General features: G+C 73.2%; 17 protein-coding genes and 1 tRNA gene. 12 read left to right on the forward strand and 6 right to left on the reverse strand.

The features are described 5' to 3' along the window. Positions 1–22 precede the first annotated feature (22 nt). The gene (locus BM076_RS28925) at positions 23–412 is read left to right on the forward strand and encodes a hypothetical protein (protein ID WP_093716686.1); all 390 of its coding nucleotides are present in this window, start codon (positions 23–25) and stop codon (positions 410–412) included. A 17-nt stretch (positions 413–429) separates the two neighbouring features. Beyond that, positions 430–1,035: an RdgB/HAM1 family non-canonical purine NTP pyrophosphatase gene (rdgB, locus tag BM076_RS28930; protein ID WP_093716687.1), complete on the forward strand. Its 606-nt coding sequence runs from the start codon at positions 430–432 to the stop codon at positions 1,033–1,035. Positions 1,036–1,096: 61 nt separating this feature from the next. On the opposite strand, the gene BM076_RS28935 is transcribed toward rdgB, so the two are convergent. Both BM076_RS28935 and bcp read right to left on the reverse strand, forming a co-directional pair. Then, a tRNA-Leu gene (locus tag BM076_RS28935) sits at positions 1,097–1,180 on the reverse strand. 71 nt (positions 1,181–1,251) lie between these two features. Continuing rightward, positions 1,252–1,719 carry a thioredoxin-dependent thiol peroxidase gene (gene bcp, locus BM076_RS28940; RefSeq protein ID WP_093716688.1) on the reverse strand — a complete coding sequence of 156 codons (468 nt, stop codon included), beginning with the start codon at positions 1,717–1,719 and terminating at the stop codon, positions 1,252–1,254. 129 nt (positions 1,720–1,848) lie between these two features. Between bcp and BM076_RS28945 the strand changes: the two genes are divergently transcribed. Both BM076_RS28945 and BM076_RS28950 read left to right on the forward strand, forming a co-directional pair. Then, the gene (locus BM076_RS28945; RefSeq protein WP_093716689.1) at positions 1,849–2,181 is read left to right on the forward strand and encodes a DUF3618 domain-containing protein; all 333 of its coding nucleotides are present in this window, start codon (positions 1,849–1,851) and stop codon (positions 2,179–2,181) included. 61 nt (positions 2,182–2,242) lie between these two features. Continuing rightward, positions 2,243–2,545 carry a GroES family chaperonin gene (locus BM076_RS28950; RefSeq protein WP_093716732.1) on the forward strand — a complete coding sequence of 101 codons (303 nt, stop codon included), beginning with the start codon at positions 2,243–2,245 and terminating at the stop codon, positions 2,543–2,545. 43 nt (positions 2,546–2,588) lie between these two features. Here the strand turns inward: BM076_RS28950 and BM076_RS28955 are convergent, their stop codons facing one another. Continuing rightward, on the reverse strand, positions 2,589–4,853 hold the full coding sequence (locus BM076_RS28955; protein WP_093716690.1) for a transglycosylase domain-containing protein: 2,265 nt from the start codon (positions 4,851–4,853) through the stop codon (positions 2,589–2,591). Positions 4,854–5,252: 399 nt separating this feature from the next. Between BM076_RS28955 and BM076_RS28960 the strand changes: the two genes are divergently transcribed. Genes BM076_RS28960 through BM076_RS28970 form a run of 3 tightly spaced genes read left to right on the forward strand, consistent with a single transcriptional unit; the run spans position 5,253 to position 8,003 of the window. Continuing rightward, positions 5,253–6,059 (forward strand): ABC transporter permease, encoded by an 807-nt coding sequence (locus tag BM076_RS28960; RefSeq protein ID WP_093716691.1) that lies wholly within the window; start codon positions 5,253–5,255, stop codon positions 6,057–6,059. Continuing rightward, on the forward strand, positions 6,052–6,939 hold the full coding sequence (locus BM076_RS28965; RefSeq protein ID WP_407640726.1) for an ABC transporter permease: 888 nt from the start codon (positions 6,052–6,054) through the stop codon (positions 6,937–6,939). Before BM076_RS28960 ends, BM076_RS28965 begins: the two co-directional genes overlap by 8 nt. A gap of 59 nt (positions 6,940–6,998) precedes the next feature. After that, entirely contained in the window at positions 6,999–8,003 is a 1,005-nt protein-coding gene (locus tag BM076_RS28970; protein ID WP_093716692.1) for an ABC transporter ATP-binding protein, read from the forward strand. Positions 8,004–8,021: 18 nt separating this feature from the next. On the opposite strand, the gene BM076_RS28975 is transcribed toward BM076_RS28970, so the two are convergent. Then, a complete protein-coding gene (locus BM076_RS28975; protein WP_093716693.1) occupies positions 8,022–9,155 on the reverse strand; it encodes an aminotransferase class V-fold PLP-dependent enzyme in 1,134 nt (377 codons plus the stop codon). A gap of 678 nt (positions 9,156–9,833) precedes the next feature. Between BM076_RS28975 and BM076_RS28980 the strand changes: the two genes are divergently transcribed. Beyond that, positions 9,834–11,105 (forward strand): DUF445 domain-containing protein, encoded by a 1,272-nt coding sequence (locus BM076_RS28980; RefSeq protein WP_093716694.1) that lies wholly within the window; start codon positions 9,834–9,836, stop codon positions 11,103–11,105. Between the two features lie 209 nt (positions 11,106–11,314). Beyond that, positions 11,315–12,169, forward strand: coding sequence for a fumarylacetoacetate hydrolase family protein (locus tag BM076_RS28985; protein WP_093716695.1), 855 nt, complete (start codon positions 11,315–11,317; stop codon positions 12,167–12,169). Between the two features lie 188 nt (positions 12,170–12,357). Here BM076_RS28985 and BM076_RS37705 read toward each other — a convergent pair whose 3' ends face one another. Next, positions 12,358–12,846, reverse strand: coding sequence for a heme-degrading domain-containing protein (locus BM076_RS37705; RefSeq protein WP_245796473.1), 489 nt, complete (start codon positions 12,844–12,846; stop codon positions 12,358–12,360). Then, positions 12,843–13,907 carry a Gfo/Idh/MocA family oxidoreductase gene (locus BM076_RS37710; protein ID WP_245796475.1) on the reverse strand — a complete coding sequence of 355 codons (1,065 nt, stop codon included), beginning with the start codon at positions 13,905–13,907 and terminating at the stop codon, positions 12,843–12,845. Before BM076_RS37710 ends, BM076_RS37705 begins: the two co-directional genes overlap by 4 nt. A gap of 56 nt (positions 13,908–13,963) precedes the next feature. On the opposite strand from BM076_RS37710, the gene BM076_RS28995 reads away from it, so the two are divergent. From BM076_RS28995 to BM076_RS29005, 3 genes are all read left to right on the forward strand, one after another. Further along, on the forward strand, positions 13,964–15,181 hold the full coding sequence (locus tag BM076_RS28995) for an ROK family transcriptional regulator (protein WP_245796477.1): 1,218 nt from the start codon (positions 13,964–13,966) through the stop codon (positions 15,179–15,181). Positions 15,182–15,520: 339 nt separating this feature from the next. Then, positions 15,521–16,285 carry a GntR family transcriptional regulator gene (locus BM076_RS29000; protein ID WP_093716696.1) on the forward strand — a complete coding sequence of 255 codons (765 nt, stop codon included), beginning with the start codon at positions 15,521–15,523 and terminating at the stop codon, positions 16,283–16,285. Between the two features lie 145 nt (positions 16,286–16,430). Then, complete coding sequence (locus tag BM076_RS29005) at positions 16,431–17,549, forward strand: TIGR03364 family FAD-dependent oxidoreductase (RefSeq protein WP_093716697.1); 1,119 nt, start codon at positions 16,431–16,433, stop codon at positions 17,547–17,549. Positions 17,550–17,551: the final 2 nt, after the last annotated feature.

The following is a 17,551-nucleotide window of genomic DNA, read 5'->3' on the forward strand; positions in this document are numbered from 1 at the left end:
GCGGCCAGGGGGAGGGGTCCGCATGAACCGTCGTCTCGCCACCGTCGGCACCGGCGCCTTACTGCTCACCGCGTCCGTCCTGGTCTCCTGCGACAACGTCGGCCGCGCCCTGGACTGCGCCAAGACCGCCGCCTCCATCGCCGGCGACGTCCAGGACCTGCAGAATTCCGCCACCAACATCGGCCAGGTCTCCGACGCCGACCGCCGCCACGACACCCGCGCCGCCCTCGACAAGGTCCAGCGCGACCTCAAGAACCTCAACACCGACAACGCCAAGGTGAGCAAGGCCGTCGACGACCTCGACACCGCCGTCCGCAACGCCCGCACCGCCGCCGACGACGGCCGCACCCCCGACCTCACCCCCATCGGCACCGCCGCCTCCCACCTCACCGTCACCTGCGCCCACGGCTGACCGCGATAATCGGGTCCATGACCAGCCGCCTCGTACTCGCCACCCGCAACGCCCACAAGGTCACCGAACTGCGCGCCATCCTCGCCGACAGCGGGCTCGACGTGGACCTCGTCGGCGCCGACGCCTACCCCGAGATCCCCGACGTCAAGGAGACCGGCGTCACCTTCGCCGAGAACGCGCTCCTCAAGGCACGGACACTGGCGACCGCCACCGGACTGCCCGCCGTCGCCGACGACTCCGGGCTCTGCGTGGACGTCCTCGGCGGCGCCCCCGGCATCTTCTCCGCCCGCTGGGCCGGCAAGCACGGCGACGACAAGGCCAACCTCGACCTGCTCCTCGCCCAGCTCGGCGACATCGACCACCCGCACCGCGCCGCCCACTTCGCCTGCGCCGCCGCCCTCGCCCTCCCCGACGGCACCACCCGCGTCGTCGAGGGCCGGCTCCGCGGCACCCTGCGCCACACCCCCACCGGCACCAACGGCTTCGGCTACGACCCCATCCTCCAGCCCGACGGCCACACGGTCACCTGCGCCGAGCTGACCCCGTCGGAGAAGAACGCCATCAGCCACCGCGGCCAAGCCTTCCGCGCCCTGGCCCCCCAGGTGGCCGACCTCCTCGGCTGAGCGCCACGCCCCGGACACGCGGAAGGCCCGCCCCGGAACCCGGGGCGGGCCTTTCGCTGCGTGCGGCCGGTGGGACTCGAACCCACACGGGATTTCTCCCACTGGGACCTAAACCCAGCTCGGCTGCCAGTTACGACACGGCCGCGTGCGACCCCGCCATCGTATCGACCCGCCGCCGCACGCGGTAAGCCGTTCGCAGCCCCGGATGTCCCGGAGTCAGATCGACAGGTCCTTCAGGAGTTTGGCGACGTGGCCGGTGGCCTTGACGTTGTAGAGGGCGTGGGCGACCTTGCCGGATTCGTCGACGATGATCGTGGAGCGGATGACGCCCGTGACGGTTTTGCCGTAGAGCTTCTTTTCGCCGAAGGCGCCGTAGGAGGTGAGGACGGCTTTGTCGGGGTCGGCCACCAGGGTGACCTTCAGGGATTCCTTGTCGCGGAATTTGGCGAGCTTTTCCGGCTTGTCGGGGGAGACGCCGATGACGTCGTAGCCGGCGGCGGCCAGGACGTCGAGATTGTCGGTGAAGTCGCAGGCCTGCTTGGTGCAGCCGGGGGTAAGAGCCGCGGGGTAGAAGTAGACGATGACCTTGCGGCCGCGGTGGTCGGCGAGGGAGACGGGATTTCCGTCGGCGTCCGGAAGAGTGAAGTCGGGGGCGGTGTCGCCCGGGGCCAGTCGCTCGGACATGGGGGAAACTCCTTGGTACGGGGAACGCGTACGGGGGTGCCGACGGGGCGCGGGCCGCGTCGTACTGACAGACTGTCCGAACGCTACCGAATCAGGCGCGCTACCGGATCAGGCGATGGAGGAACCGCGGTGTCGGAAGGGTCGGAAGTCAGGACGGCCGCCCAGATCGAGGCGGAGATCACCCGCAGGCGGCAGGTACTGGCGTCGACGCTCGACGAGATCGCGGTCCGGGTGCACCCGGCGACGATCGTCGGGGACACGAAGGCCAAGGTCGCCTCGGCCGTGGACCGCTCGGTCGGCCAGGCGTACGTGGCGGCCAATCGCGCGGTCAGCCGTACGCGGGCGCATTTCGTGGACGAGGAGGGCGCGCCGCGCCCCGAGCGGATCGTCCCGGTGGCCGTCGCGGGCGTCGCGCTGGTCGCCGCGGTGGCCGGTCTCTCGGTGTGGCGGCGCCGCCGGTAACGTCGTGGGCGTGAGTTCGAAGAGCGCCAAGAGCGCGCAGCACGACAAGCTGCCCATCCGGATGCTGCACGACCGGGTCCTGGTGCGCCAGGACACCGGTGAGGGCGAGCGGCGCAGCGGCGGCGGCATTCTGATCCCGGCCACCGCGGCGGTCGGGAAGCGGCTGGCGTGGGCCGAGGTCGTGGCGGTGGGGCAGAACGTGCGGACCGTGGAGGTCGGCGACCGGGTGCTGTACGACCCGGAGGACCGGGCCGAGGTCGAGGTGCGGGGCGTCGCGTACGTGCTGATGCGCGAGCGCGATCTGCACGCGGTCGCCGCCGAGCGGCTCCAGGGGTCCGAGGACTCCACCGGGCTGTATCTGTAAACAGCCCCTGGGCCCCCGCACCCCTGGCGCCCCTCCGACACCGTTATCCGCTGGGCGGGCTCGCCTCGTCCTGCCCGCCGCCGGTGCCGCCCGGACCGCCCGTCACCCCGCCGATCGGATTGAACGTCCGCGTCGGCGTCGGCGGCTCCGTGGTCGGCGGCGGCTCGGTCGTCGTGGGCGGCGGGGTCGTCGGCGGCGCGGTCGTGGTCGGGGGAGTGGTGGGCGGGGTGGTCGTCGTGGGCGGCGCCGTGGTGGGCGGCGGAGTGCTGGTCGGGGTGTCCGTGGGACGCGAGGTGGTGACCGGCGGCTGCTCGCTGTCGCCGTCGTGGGTGTCGAGCTTGAAGTTCACCTTGGGTACGCCCTTGAGGGCGGCCGCGGTGTAGTCGGCCCACACCGATCCGGGCGGCCCGCCGCCGTTGACCCGGTCCACGCCGAGGGCCCCGTACAGCTTCTCCTGCTTGCCGTTGTCGGGGTTCATGCCCAACACGGCGACGACGGTGGCGAGTTTGGGCGTGTAGCCGGCGAACCAGGCGGCGATGTCCTCCTCCGCCGTACCGGTCTTGGCGGCCGACGGCCAGCCGGAGTCCTGGGCGACGGTCGCGGTCGCGCCGGGACTGTCGACGACGCTGCGCAGCACCGAGGTCGTGGTGTCGGCGGCCTCCCGCGGCACCGACTGCACGGCCTCCCGCTTGGGCAGGTCCATGTCGTGCCCGTCCTTGGTGATCTTCACGACCAGCGAGTACGGGATCTGCTTGCCGTGGTTGGCGAGGGTGGCGTACACCTGCGCCATGTCCAGCGGGCTGGCCCCGAAGGCGCCGAGCGCCATCGCCGGGGTCTGCGGGATCTTGACGCCGTCCGGCATGCCGAGGTCGTGCGCGGTGTCGATCACCTTGCCGGTGCCGACGTCCTGCGCCATCTGCGCGTAGACGGCGTTGACGGACTTGTCCATGGCGCGGGTGACGGAGATCGACGGGTAGGAGGCCCCGTCCTCGTTCTCCGGCTTGTAGCCGGTGGGGCCGTCGTCGCCGATCACCTCGCGTTTGTTCGTGCCGTCGTAGACGGTGCTCGGTGTGATCGGCTGCTTGTCCTGCGTGGACGACTCGTGCTGGATCGCGGAGGCGAGGATCACCGGCTTGAAGGTCGAACCCGGCGGATACGTACGGTTGGTGGCGCTGCTGACGTACTGCTTGGTGTAGTCGATGCCGCCGTAGAGCGCGACGACGTTGCCGGTCGCCGGGTCGATGGAGGCGCCGCCGGCCCGGACGTACTTGTCGGCCTGCTTCTTGCCGAGCTTGTCGTAGATGTTCTTCTGCGCCGCCGCGACGAAGGCGTCCTCCTTGGGCTTCTGGATCGTGGTGACGATCCGGTAGCCGCCCATGGCGAGGGTGTCGGCGTCGACGATGTGGTTGTCGGCGAGATAGCGGTTGACGGCCTCGATGAGGTAGCCGCGCTGGCCCGCCTTGCTGGCGACCGGCTTGGGCTTGTCGATGGTCGGGAAGACCGTGGCGTCGCGCTCGGACTTGCTGAGCCAGCCCTCCTTGACCATGCCGTCCAGGACGTAGTTCCAACGGCCTTTCGCCGCGGGGGCGTTCTCCGGGTGCGCGGCCAGGTCGTACTCGCTGGGCGCGTTCAGCAGCGTGGCGAGGTAGGCGCCCTCGGCGGTGGTCAGTTCGCTCGCGTTCTTGGCGAAGTACGCCTGGGCGGCGGCCTGGATGCCGTACGCGTTGCGCCCGTAGTAGCTGGTGTTGAGGTAGCCCTCGAGGATCTGGTCCTTGGACTCGTTGCGGTCCAGCTTGATGGCGATGAAGAATTCCTTGACCTTGCGGACCGCGGTCTGCGACTGGTTGAGGTAGTAGTTCTTCACGTACTGCTGGGTGATGGTGGAGCCGGACTGGCGGCCCTTGCCGGTCGCGGTGTTCCACGCGGCGCGCACCATGGCCTTCGGGCTGACCGCGGACTCGTGGTAGAAATTGCGGTCCTCGGCGGACAGCACCGCGTACCGCGTGTTCTTGGCGACCTCGGCGAGCGTCACGTTCTCCCGGTTGACCTCGCCGTCGCGGGCGATCTCCGTCTTGCCGTCGGCGTACAGGTAGACGTTGCTCTGCGCGGTCGCGGCGGCGTTGGGGTCCGGGATGGAGACCAGCGCGTAGCCGAGGAAGAAGCCGCCGATCAGCACGATCAGGACGGCCAGCACACCGCCGGTGACCATCCGCCAGGTGGGCAGCAGCCGCCGCCAGCCGGTGCGGCGCGGCCGGCCGCGGCGGTCGGTGAGGGCCGGGCGCGGGCCCCAGCCCGATTCGCCGGTCATGCCCGCTCACCCGTCGTCGGTTTCGGCTCGTGGCTCATATCTGTTGGGACTCCTCCGCCGCTGCCGGGGTTGGTCCGCGGCGGAACATGATGGACCAATCGTTACGTACGCTTACGTAGGCCGCCTTCACACACTGTCGCACCATCGGCCCGTCCGGGATCAGCGGCACGCATCCGTGACAGGGCTGTGACAGGCCGGACGGCGCACCGCTGTCACCCGATGGGGTGGACACGCGGCCCGCCCTGTCCTTCCCGGACCCGACCCGGACCGAACCAGACCGACCCGCCCCGGCCGGTCCCGCCTCGGGCCCGGCCGGAAAAAACCGGTGGTGGCCGGGGAACGGCCGCCACTAGGCTCGCCCACTTGCGCCGATTTCGGAACGGGTCCGGGGGTGAGTCAATGAGGGGCGGCTTCTACGCGGCCGTGGCGGTCCGCGGCTTCCGGCGCTACGCCACCTACCGCACCGCCACCCTGGCGGGCGTCTTCACCAATACGGTCTTCGGCTTCATCATCGCCTACAGCTACGAGGCGCTGTGGGGCCAGCGCCCGCACCTGGGCGGCTACACCGAGGCGCAGGCGCTGACGTACGTGTGGATCGGGCAGGCGCTGCTCCAGACGATGGCGCTGATGGCCGGCGGTTTCGAGGAGGAGCTGGCGGAGCGGATCCGCTCCGGCGACATCGCGGTGGACCTCTACCGGCCCGCCGACCTCCAGGGCTGGTGGCTGTCGGCGGACCTGGGCCGGGCCTGCTTCCACCTGCTGGGGCGCGGGGTGGCGCCGATGGTGTGCGGAGCCCTGGTCTTCGAGCTGGCGCTGCCGACGAACCCGGTGACCTGGCTGCTGTTCCTGGTGTCGGTGACGCTGGGCGTGGTGGTGAGCTTCGCGATCCGCTTCCTGGTGGCGCTCAGCTCCTTCTGGCTGCTGGACGGCGCCGGGGTCAGCCAAGTGGTCTTCCTGGCCGGGCTGTTCTTCTCCGGCATGCTGCTGCCGCTGACCGTCTTCCCCGGCTGGCTCGGTGTGCTGGCCCGGGCGCTGCCCTGGTCGGCGATGCTCCAGGTGCCCGCCGACGTCCTGCTCGGGCGGCACGAGGGGACGGGCGCGCTGCTCGCGCTGGCCTTCCAGGCGGGCTGGGCGGCGGCCCTGCTGCTGACCGGCCGCGCGCTCCAGGCCGTCGCGGCCCGCCGGGTGGTGGTGCAGGGTGGCTGAGACCTTCGACGCGGCGGTCCCGCGCACGGGGACCGGGGTCCGGCGGACGCGGTGGGCCCGGCGGATGCGGTCGGGGGCGTACGAGAGCGTGCGCACCTACCGGCTGATCGTCGGGATGTGGGTGCGCTCCACGATGGCGTACCGCACGTCCTTCGTCCTGACCGCGCTCGGCAATCTGGCCGCCACCGGCCTGGACTTCGTCACGATCCTGCTGATGTTCTCGCACATCACGGTGCTCGGCGGCTTCACCCTCGCCCAGGTGGCGTTCCTCTACGGCACCACCAGCACGTCCTTCGGGATCGCCGATCTGCTGCTGGGCTCCATGGACCGGCTCGGCCGCCGGATCCGCGACGGCACGCTGGACACGCTGCTGCTGCGCCCGGCCCCGGTGCTCGCGCAGGTCGCCGCCGACCGGTTCGCGCTGCGCAGGCTCGGCCGGATCACCCAGGGCCTGGCCGTCCTGGGCTGGGCGCTGGCGCACGCGGGCATCGACTGGACGCCGGTCCGGGTGCTGCTGGTGCCGCTGACGGTGCTGTGCGGCGCGGCCATCTTCTGCGCGGTGTTCGTGGCGGGCGGCGCCTTCCAGTTCTGGGCGGGCGACGCCTCCGAGGTGCAGAATTCCGTGACCTACGGCGGCAACACGATGCTCCAGTACCCGCCGGCGATCTTCGCCCGCGAACTAGTGCGCGGCGTCACCTTCGTGGTGCCGCTCGCCTTCGTCAACTGGCTGCCAGCCCTCCGCGTCCTCGGCGAGCCCGACCCGCTCGGGCTGCCCGGCTGGGTCGACTTCGCCTCCCCGGCGGTCGCCGCGCTCTGCTGCGCGCTGGCCGGGCTGGCGTGGCGCGCGGGCCTCCGTTCGTACCGCAGCACAGGGAGCTGAGCGGCTCATGCAGCACAGGGAGTTGAACAGGCCATGCGGCACAGGGAGTTGAACAGGCCATGACCGTACCCGTGTCCGAGGCCGCGACCGAGGCGGTGACCGACACCGTCATCGAACTCGACGGTGTGGAGAAGGTCTTCGACGTCCGCCGCAAGGCGGGCCCGCTGCGCCGGCTGCGCACCCAGGTGCGGGCGGTGGACGGCATCTCCTTCACCGTGCCGCGCGGCGAGATCGTCGGCTACATCGGGCCGAACGGCGCGGGCAAGTCCACCACGATCAAGATGCTCACCGGCATCCTCAACCCCAGCGGCGGCCGGATCCGGATCTGCGGCCTCGACCCGACCCGGGACCGTACCCGGCTCGCCCGCCGCATCGGTGTCGTCTTCGGCCAGCGCACCACCTTGTGGTGGGACCTGCCGCTGCGCGACTCGTACGAACTGGTCCGCCGCATGTACCGGATCGACGACGCCCGTTACGCCGCCAATCTGGCGGCGTGCGTCGAACTCCTCGACCTCGGGCCGCTGTTGGAGGTGCCGGTACGGCAGCTCTCGCTCGGCCAGCGGATGCGCGGCGACATCGCGGCGGCGCTGCTGCACGATCCGGAGGTGCTGTATCTGGACGAGCCGACGATCGGGCTCGACGTGATCAGCAAGACCCGGGTACGGGACTTCCTGCGCCGGGTCAACGCCGAACGCGGCACCACGGTGCTGCTCACCACCCACGACCTCACCGACATCGAGCAGTTGTGCCGCCGGGTGATGGTGATCGACCACGGCCGGCTGATGTACGACGGGGACCTCGGCGGGCTGCACGCGGTCGGCGACAGCGAGCGCACCCTTGTCGCGGACTTCGCGCGCGAGCTGCCCCCGGTGGAGATCGAGGGCGCCCGCTGCGTGAAGGTGGACGGCCCGCGGCAGTGGCTGGCCTTCCCCGCCCAGGCCAGCGCCGCCCCGCTGGTCGCGGCGGTCGCCGCGCACTACCCGCTGGTGGACCTGTCGGTCCGCGAACCGGCCATCGAGGACGTGATCGCCCGGATGTACGGCGAGGACGCGGACCGGACCTGAGCCGCCGGTCCTGGCGGCTCAGCGCAGGGACATCAGGGCCGCCTGGACGCGTTCGACGGCGGCGAGGCGGGTGGAGGCGTGCGCGGACAGCCGTACGGAGTCGGCGCGGACCGACGGCACGACCTCGTAGGTGTGCAGGGCCTTCGCGATCCGCCGCGGGTCGGTGCCGGGGATCCGAAAGGAGATGATCCCGGCGCGTTCGGCGGGGGCGGCGGGGGAGAGCAGTTCGCCGCCGCAGGAGCGGACGGTGTCGATGAGCTGCGCGGTCCTGACCGCGATGTGCGCCTCGATCGCGGGCACGCCGACGCTCTCGACGAGTTCGAGCGCGGTGGCCAGCGCCGCCGCCGTCACCGGGCTGAGATTGGTGGTGCTCCAGCGCTGCGCGCCCGGCGCCACCGGGTGCTCGACGTCGTCGAAGACGCCCGAGTCCGTGACGCCGGTCCAGCCGCCGAGCACCGGCTCCAGCCGTTCCAGGGCCCGGTCGGACAGGGCGGCGAAGCCGGTGGCCCAGCTGGCCCGCAGCCACTTCTGGCCGCCGCTGACCACCACGTCCGCGGCCTGCCACGGCAGATCGGCGACCCCGAAGCCCTGGATGGCGTCCACGATCAGCAGCCGGTCCGGGCCGATCGCCTCGCGCAGCGCCGCCAGGTCGGCGCGGTAACCGGTGCGGAAGTCCACGGCGCTGACCGATACGGCCACCACGTCGTCGGTGAGCGCCGCCTGTACGGTGTCGGCGGTGATCCTGCCCCGCTCGTCCGGGACGAGGGTGCGCGGCACCGCGCGGCCGAGGGCGGCGCCGCGCCGCCACGGGTAGTGGTTCGACGGGAATTCCCCGGCCGGGACCAGGACGGTGCCGCCGGGCAGGCCGAAGGCCGCGTGGAACAGGCCGGTGGAGGTGTTCGGCAGCAGCACCGTGTGCGCCGCGTCCGTACCCGCCAGCCGCGCGGCGGCCTCCCGGGCGCGCGGCTCGGCCCGCATCAGGTCGTTGACGGTGTCCTGGTCGGCGTGGGCCGACCGCTCCAGCGCCCGCACGGTCGCGGCCAGCACGTCCCGGGACGGCGGCCCGTAACGGGCGAAGTCGAGATAGCCCTCCGGCTCCTCGAAGTGCTCGGCGTAGCCGGGCAGCCCTCCGGTGCTGTGCGGCGCTGTCATCGCGGCGTGCTCCCTGCTGCTGGTCGTGCTGTCGGTCGTTGCTGAACGTGCGGCCGGTCCGCTGGCGGTCGTGTGGCGGGCCGTGGGCGGATCATGGGCGGATCGGGGGTAGGCGGCCGGTGGGCGCCCCTCCCGGGAGGCGCCGGGAACCCGCCGTACGTTCCCCCATTGTCGGCACGACCGGTGCCGCTGAGCAGCACGGGTACGCGGTACGGCGCGTACGCCGCCGATCACCGGGCCGCTACGGCCGCGGGCGGCGACAATACCCGGGTGGACACGCGGGCGGAGCGGGAGCGGATGGAAGCGGCGAGCACCAGCAGTGAACCCCGGCCCCCGGCCGGACCCCAGGACGGCCCCCCGGCTCCGGCCGGCGGGTCGGCGGACCCGCGCGGCGCCGCGATCGCGGACGGCCGGGCTCCGGGCCAGGGCCCGGGTCCCGTGGCCGGCAGGACGGCGCGCGGCGCCGACGCGCCGGCGCCGGCGGGGGCCACGGGGTCCGCGGCACCCGGGACGGTGGCTGTCGGCGACGGGGCGGCCGGTGGTGCGGTGGGCGGTACGGGTGCGGGCGGGAACGGGGCGGGACACGGGGGCGGGAACGGGGGGGGTCCGGGCGGCGGGTCCGGTCCGAACGGGTCGGGCCCGGGCGGTGCCGGGAAGCGGCCGGGGCCGGTCGGGCGGATGGCGGACGCGCCCGGGGGAGCGGCCGCAGAGGCCGAGCGGCGCCGGGGACTGCGCCGGATGAAGCTGATCGCGACCGGCTTCCTGCTGGTCGCGACCGTGGTCTACGCCCTCGCCAAGTGGGCCGACGCGTCGGGCGCGGGCGGCTGGGCCGGTTACGTGGCCGCCGCCGCGGAGGCCGGCATGGTCGGCGCGCTGGCCGACTGGTTCGCGGTCACCGCGCTCTTCCGCCGCCCGCTGGGCCTGCCCATCCCGCACACCGCGATCATCCCGACCAAGAAGGACGCGCTCGGCGCGAGCCTCGGCGACTTCGTCGGCGAGAACTTCCTGTCCGGCGAGGTCGTCCGCACCCGGCTGCGCGCGGTCGGCATCGGCTCCCGCCTCGGCGGCTGGCTGTCCGAGCCCGCCAACGCCGACAAGGTCACCGAGCAGGCCGCCGCCGCCCTGCGCGGCGCCTTCACGGTGCTGCGCGACTCCGACGTGCAGGCGGTGGTCACCGAGGCCATCACCCGGCGCGCCGAGGCGCAGGAGGTCGCGCCCGGCCTCGGCAAACTGCTGGAGCGGATCGTCGCCGACGGCGGCCACCGCCGCATGGTGGACCTGATCTGCGTGCGCGCCCACGACTGGCTGGTCGAGCACGGCGATTCGGTGATGGGCGCGGTGCAGGGCGGCGCGCCCGGCTGGACCCCGCGCTTCGTGGACCGCAAGGTCGGCGAGCGGGTCTACAAGGAACTGCTGCGCTTCGTCACCGAGATGCGCGACTCCCCGGGGCACCCGGCGCGCGGCGCCGTCGACCGCTTCCTCGGCGACTTCGCCGTGGAGCTCCAGTCCGACCCCGACACCCGGGCCCGCGTCGAGCGGCTGAAGAACGACCTGCTGGCCCGCGCCGAGGTGCAGGACCTCATCGCGTCCGTGTGGGGCGCGGTCCGCACGATGATGGTGGCCGCCGCCGAGGACGAGCGCAGCGAACTGCGGCTGCGCGCCCGCGCCTCGCTGCTGTCGCTGGGCCGCCGGCTGTCCACCGACGCGCGGCTCCAGGAGAAGGTCGACGTCTGGCTGGAGGACGCGGCCACCTACCTCGTCACCACCTACCGCGACGAGATCACCTCGCTGATCTCCGAGACGGTCGCGGGCTGGGACGCCGAGCAGACCTCCCGCAAGATCGAGAACCACGTCGGCCGTGATCTCCAGTTCATCCGGATCAACGGCACCGTTGTCGGTGCCCTCGCGGGCCTGGTCATCTTCGCGATCTCCCGGCTCGCGGGCGGCTGACCCCCGCTGACCCCTGCTGATCCCCGCTGATCCCCGGGGGGCGCCGGGGTGTCCCACGGGCTGGGCAGGGGCTTGCGCACGGCACACGGGTAGTTGGAGGATCGGACAAGACATCCGATGACCGTTCCCATCGGAGGTCGCGCACCGGCCTGCCCCCGACCGTGGAGCACGGCCGTACCCAAGTGACCTACGGATTACGGAGTGCCATCGTGAAGCTGCTGCGAGTCGGTCCCGCCGGGGCGGAGCGCCCGGCCCTGCTCGACCGGGACGGCGTCCTGCGCGACCTGAGCGGACTGGTGACCGACATCGACGGAACGCTGCTCGCCGACGCGGCGGCGCTCGCGTCGGTCGCCGAGGCGGAGGCGGACGGGTCGCTGCCCTCGCTCGACCCCGACCTGCGGGTCGGGCCGCCGCTGGCCCGGATCGGCAAGATCGTCTGCATCGGCCTCAACTACCACGACCACGCGGCCGAGACGGGCGCGCAGGCGCCGTCGGAGCCGGTCGTCTTCATGAAGGCGCCCGACACCGTCGTCGGACCCGACGACACCGTCCTCGTCCCGCGCGGCAGCACCAAGACGGACTGGGAGGTGGAGCTGGCCGTCGTCATCGGGCGCGAACTGCGGTACGCCGCCTCGCACGAGGAGGCGCTCGCCGCCGTCGCCGGATACGCCGTCGCGCACGACGTCTCGGAACGCGAGTTCCAGATCGAGCGGGGCGGGCAGTGGGACAAGGGCAAGAACTGCGAGACCTTCAATCCGCTCGGGCCGTGGCTCGTCACCGCCGACGAGGTGGCCGATCCGCAGCGGTTGCGCCTCCGGCTGTGGGTGAACGGTGAGTTGAGGCAGGACGGTTCGACCGCCGACCAGATCTTTTCCGTCGCGGAAGTGGTCCGCTACCTCAGTCACTTCATGACGCTCTACCCGGGGGACGTCATCAACACCGGGACCCCCGCCGGGGTCGCTCTCGGGCAGCCCGAGCCCAAGCCGTACCTTCGCGGGGGCGATGTGGTCGAACTCGCCATCGACGGACTCGGCGCCCAGCGCCAAACCCTCAAGCAGGCCTGATCCTCTCCGGGGAGGACGTTCACCCTCCAGGGGCGCGGGGAACTGCGCGGCCCGCCCCCACCGGGCCGGTGGTCGCAAAAACAACAGCGTCTGCCCCGCTGGGGGCGGTTTTTCGCCTGAAGGCGCGCTGCGGCTGGGCGCGCAGTTCCCCGCGCCCCTGAGGGTGACCGTTCTCCGCAACCGCGCCCCTATCGGGCGCCCTCTTCCGCGAGGAAGAGGGTGAGGGCTTCCACGACGAGGGCGTGGTCGTCGGTTTGGGGGAGGCCGGAGACGGCGAGGACGCCGACGGGGCCGACGTCGCGGACGCGGAGGGGGAAGGCGCCCCCGTGGGCGGCATAGAGATCCGGGTCGAGCCGGGACGAGGCTTCGAAGGTCGTGCCCTTGGCACGAAACCGCTCACCCACGAGCAAGGAGGAAGCGGCGTACCGCTCAACGACCCGCGCTTTCCGGCGGAGCCAAAAATCGTTGTCGGGACTCGTGCCGTCGAACGCGTAGTGGAAGAGCTGCTGACCCCCGCGCCGGATGTCGACCGTCACGGCGGCCCCCCGCTCGCGGGCGAGGCCGACGAGGAGGGAGCCGAGCCGCCAGGCGTCGTCATTGGTGAAGCGGGGGAGGACCAACTCCTCCTCCTGAGCGGTGAGTTCGGCGACGAGCGCGCCGGTCAGGGCGGCGGTCACAGCGTCACCGTCCCGCCCTGCGCGGCCGAGCGCTTCGCCGCTTCCAGGACGTCGAGCGCGGCCGCCGCCTCCAGAGCGGTCACCGGCGGCGGCGTACCGTCGCGCAGGGCCGCGGCGACGGCGGCGTAGAAGGCCGGGTAGTCGCCGGGTACGGACGGCACCGGCCGGACGTTGTCGTCGGTGCCGACGGTGCCCCACGCCGATTCCGGTTCTGCGCCCCAGGCGGCACCCTCGCCGGGCCGCAGCCCCTCGCGGAGGGCGGCCTCCTGCGGGTCGAGGCCGTAGGTGACGTAGCCGCCCAGGCTGCCCAGCACCCGGAAGCGCGGGCCGAGCCGGGCGGTGGTGGCGCTCATCCACAGGTGCGAGTGCACCCCGTTGGTGTGCGTGATCGCGATGAAGGTGTCGTCGTCGGCCGCGGCGCCGGGCCGTTGGATGTCGGACTCGGCGTAGACGCGGGCGGCCGGCCCGAACAGGGCGAGCGCCTGGTCGACGAGGTGGCTGCCGAGGTCGTAGAGCAGCCCGCCGATCTCGGCGGGGTCGCCGGACTCGCGCCAGCCGCCCTTGGGCTGCGGGCGCCACCGCTCGAAGCGGGACTCGAAGCGCTGCACCTCGCCCAGTTCGCCCTTGGCCAGCAGGCCCTGGAGGGTGAGGAAGTCGCTGTCCCAGCGGCGGTTCTGGAAGACCGAGAGCAGCAGGCCGCGCCGCTCGGCGAAGGCGGCCAGCTCGCGGGCCTCGGCCGCGGTGCCGGCGATCGGCTTGTCCACGACGACCGGCAGCCCGGCGTCCAGCGCGGCGGTGGCCAGCGGCACATGGGTGCGGTTGGGGGAGGCCAGCACGATCAGGTCCAGCTCGGCGGACCGCGCCCACAGCTCGTCGGCGGTGGCGGCGAAGGACACGTCCGGGTGCTCGGCGAGCGCCTGGGCGCGGCGCTCCGGGCTGCCGGTGACGACGGTGTCGAGGACCAGGCCCTCGGTCGCGGCGATCAGCGGGGCGTGGAAGAAGGAGCCGGCTGGGCCGTAGCCGACGAGGCCGACGCGAAGGGGGGTGCCGGGGGTGCTCATGCCGTCCACTTTGGCAACAGTGTTGCCAAAGTGCAAGCGCGCGGGACAATGGGCGGGTGAACCCGTCCGCGTCCGGCGCCAATCTGCCCGCCCTCCGCAGCCACAACGCCGCTCTGGTGCTCGGTCTGCTGCGGTCCGCCACGGTGTACGCCTCCGGGGGCGCCCCCGGAGCGGAAGGCGGCATCTCCCGGCTGGAGCTGGCCGAGCGGACCGGCCTGACCCCGCAGGCCGTCAGCAAGATCACCGCCCGGCTGCGGGCGGAAGGGCTGGTCGAGGAGGCGGGGCGGCGCGCCTCGACCGGCGGCAAGCCGCGTACGGAGCTGCGGCTGGTGGCCGGCGCCCGGCACGCGGTCGGCCTGCACCTGGACGGCGAACGGCTGACCGCCGTCCTCACCGACCTCACCGGCCGTACGGTCGCCTGCCGCGAGGCCCCGCTCGACCTCGGGCTCCCGGTCGGGCCCGCGCTCGACGCGATCGTCCACGAGGTGCGCGCCGCGATCGCCGCCGCGCCCGGCCCCGTCCTCGGGGTCGGCGTCGGCATGCGCGGCCCCCTTGACCACCGCACCGGCACCCTCCACCGCGTCACCGGCTTCCCCCACTGGCAGCACCACCCCCTGCGCGCCACCCTCGCCATCCGCCTCGGCCTCCCGGTGGCCCTGGACAAGAACACCAACGCGGCGGCCCTCTCCGTCCTGGCCGAGGCGCCACCGGCGGGGGACGGCGACGCTGCCGGGGCTCTCCGGCTGGGGGGCGGCGACGCCGCCGGGGCCGTCGGCGACGGCGCGCCGCTGTCGGGCTCTGCCGCCCGTAGGGCGTCCTTCGCGTATGTGCATCTCGGTGCCGGGCTCGGTGCCGGGCTTGTCCTCGGGGGCGAGGTGTACCGGGGCGGGCGGACCGGGGCCGGCGAATTCGGGCACCAAGTGGTCGAGCTGGGCGGGGAGTTGTGCAAGTGCGGCAATCGCGGGTGCCTGGAGGCGCTGTGCCTGGCGGCGGTCGGGCGCGGCGACATCGCGGGGGCCGCGCGGCTGCTCGGTGTCGGGGCGGCCAACCTCGTCGCGCTGCTCGACATCGACCGGGTAGTGCTCGGCGGCCGGGCCGTCCACGCCGCCCCCGACGTCTTCGCCACCCAGGTCGCCGCCGTACTGGCCGAATACGGCCGGAGCGTGCCGGTCGGCTTCGCCGCCGCCGGACCGCGCGCGGTGGCCGAGGGCGCCGCCCTGCTCGTCCTGGCCCCCCTCTTCGGCGGCGCCCTCGGCACCGCCGCGATCGCCTGAGGTCCGGGGCCGGTTGCCGTGCGGGGCGCGCGTGCGCCTGTGGGTCCGGGGGGCCGGTTGCCGTGTGGGCGCGGAGTTCGGCTCAAGGGTCCGGCTGCTGGCCGGGGCGCGGCGCGGCGGCGCCTGGGGTGGGGAGCGGGCCGCAGGTCGGGTGCGCGTGCGCCTGAGTTCCCGGCACTGGTTGTCGGTCGGGGAGCGCGTGCGCCTGGGGGTCCGGGGCCGGTTGCCGTGCGGGGCGTCGCGTTCGCGTCAAGGGTCCGGCCGTTGGCCGGGGTGCCGCGCGGCGGCGCGTGGGGCGGGGGAGCGGGCCGCAGGCCGGCCGTCTGCGAGGATCGTCCAATGGCCGACGCAGATCCGCAGACCCCGATCCGGGCGGGCATCCCGGAGCACGGGCGCGTACCGAAGTACTTCGCCGTCAAGACCCGCCTGGAAGTCGTGCTCGACGAACTGGGCGAGGGCGGACTGCTGCCCACCGAGCGGGAGTTGGCGGCGCGCTTCGAGGTGGCGCGGGAGACCGTACGGCAGGCGCTGCGGGAACTGCTGATCCAGGGCCGGGTGCGGCGCAGGGGCCGGGGCACCGTGGTGGCCGGGCCCAAGCTGGAGCAGCCGCTGTCCACCGACAGCTACACCGAGGGCGTACGGCGGCAGGGCCGCGTTCCCGGCCGTAACCTGATCGCCCTGGAACGGCTGGCCGCCGACCCCGCGCTCGCCGCCGAACTGCGGCTCGCCCCCGGCGACCCGGTGTGGCACATGGAGCGCGTGCTGCTCGCCGACGAGGAACGCGTCGGCCTGGAGAGCACCTACCTCTCGGTCGCCCGACTGCCGCACCTGGAACGGGACTTCGCGCCCGACACCTCCTTCTACGCCTTCCTGCGCGAACGCGTCGGGACCGAGCCGGCCGTGGTGGACGAGCGGATCGAGACGGTGCTGGCCACCCCGCGCGAGGCGCTGCTGATCGGTACGCCGCCCGCGCTGCCGATGCTGCTGCTGCACCGCTCCAGCAAGGACGAGGCCGGCGAGCCGCTGGAGCGGGTGCGGTCCCTCTACCGGGGCGACCGCTTCAGCTTCACCGTCCACCTGGAGAAGCGCGACAAGCGGGACTGAGGCGCACCCGCATCACCCTGCCCGGTATCACCCGAAAATTAAATCACGGAACGATAACGGGTCTAGGCCAAGCTTGAAGACCTGTTCACCTCGCCGACGGTATCCGGACGTCGACCGGCCACCCTTCGCCGCGAATCTCGACGGCGTGAGAGTCACTGTCGTAGGAGCCGGAGCGCTGGGCACGATGCATGCCTGGCACGCGATCGAACGCGGCCACGAGGTCGTCCACCTGGAACGCGAGCGGGAGGCGCGCGGCGCGTCCGTCCGCAATTTCGGCCTGGTCTGGGTCGGCGGCCGGGCCGCCGGGCCCGAACTGGAGACCGCGCTGCGGGCCCGCGAGCTGTGGGAGGGGATCGGCGCCCGGGTGCCCGGCGTCGGCTTCCGCGCCAACGGCTCGCTCACCGTCGTCCGCACCCCGGCCGAACTGGCCGTCGCCGACGAGGTGCTGGCACGCGCCGACGCGGCGGCCCGCGGCTACAAGTGGCTCTCGCCCGCCGAGGTGGCCGCGCACAATCCGGCGCTGCGCGGCGACGTCCTCGGCGCCCTGCTCTGCGAGAAGGACGCCGCCGTCGAATCCCGCGTCGCGCTCCCCGCGCTGCGCGCGCACCTGGCGGCCACCGGCCGTTACACCTTCGTCCCCGGCCGCGAGGTCCGCGACGTGGACACCGGCTTCGTCCGCGACGACCACGGCGCCGCGTACGCGTCGGACAGCGTCGTCGTCGCCACCGGCGCCTGGCTCACCGGCCTGGTCAAGGAGTTGGCCCCGGACCTGCCGGTGCGCCGGGTCCGGCTCCAGATGGCGCAGACCGACCCACTCGGCGAACCGCTGACCACCTCGGTCGCCGACGCCGACAGCTTCCGCTACTACCCCGCCTACGACGGTGCCGCGCTCGACGCCCTGCGCGCCGGCCAGCCGCAGCCCCCGGTCGCGGCCGGGCACCGTATGCAACTGCTGATGGTCCAGCGCCTCGACGGCGGGCTGACCATCGGCGACACCCACGAATACGACGAGGCGTTCGCCTTCGACGTCGTCGAGGACCCCTACGAGCACCTCCGGCAGCGCGCCGCCGAACTCCTCGGCCGCCCGCTGCCCACGATCCGCCGCCGCTGGGCCGGGGTGTACGCGCAGTGCGCCGACACCACGCGGGTGGTCCACCGCGAGCAGGTGCGCGACGGCGTGTGGCTGGTCACCGGACCCGGCGGGCGCGGCATGACGTGCTCCCCGGCGATCGGCGAGGACACCGCGAACGAGATCGGCTGGTGAAC

This window comes from Actinacidiphila alni (genome assembly GCF_900112845.1).
GTDB lineage: Bacteria > Actinomycetota > Actinomycetes > Streptomycetales > Streptomycetaceae > Actinacidiphila > Actinacidiphila alni.

Bases quoted from the DNA above. Each gene is read 5' to 3' on its own strand.
- BM076_RS28960 (WP_093716691.1), top strand. From the start codon at position 5,253: ATGAGGGGCGGCTTCTACGCGGCCGTGGCGGTCCGCGGCTTCCGGCGC.
- BM076_RS28955 (WP_093716690.1), bottom strand. From the start codon at position 4,853: ATGACCGGCGAATCGGGCTGGGGCCCGCGCCCGGCCCTCACCGACCGC.
- BM076_RS37710 (WP_245796475.1), bottom strand. From the start codon at position 13,907: ATGAGCACCCCCGGCACCCCCCTTCGCGTCGGCCTCGTCGGCTACGGC.
- bcp (WP_093716688.1), bottom strand. From the start codon at position 1,719: ATGTCCGAGCGACTGGCCCCGGGCGACACCGCCCCCGACTTCACTCTT.
- BM076_RS28980 (WP_093716694.1), top strand. From the start codon at position 9,834: ATGGCGGACGCGCCCGGGGGAGCGGCCGCAGAGGCCGAGCGGCGCCGG.
- BM076_RS28970 (WP_093716692.1), top strand. From the start codon at position 6,999: ATGACCGTACCCGTGTCCGAGGCCGCGACCGAGGCGGTGACCGACACC.
- BM076_RS28925 (WP_093716686.1), top strand. From the start codon at position 23: ATGAACCGTCGTCTCGCCACCGTCGGCACCGGCGCCTTACTGCTCACC.
- BM076_RS28975 (WP_093716693.1), bottom strand. From the start codon at position 9,155: ATGACAGCGCCGCACAGCACCGGAGGGCTGCCCGGCTACGCCGAGCAC.
- BM076_RS29000 (WP_093716696.1), top strand. From the start codon at position 15,521: ATGGCCGACGCAGATCCGCAGACCCCGATCCGGGCGGGCATCCCGGAG.
- rdgB (WP_093716687.1), top strand. From the start codon at position 430: ATGACCAGCCGCCTCGTACTCGCCACCCGCAACGCCCACAAGGTCACC.
- BM076_RS28950 (WP_093716732.1), top strand. From the start codon at position 2,243: ATGCTGCACGACCGGGTCCTGGTGCGCCAGGACACCGGTGAGGGCGAG.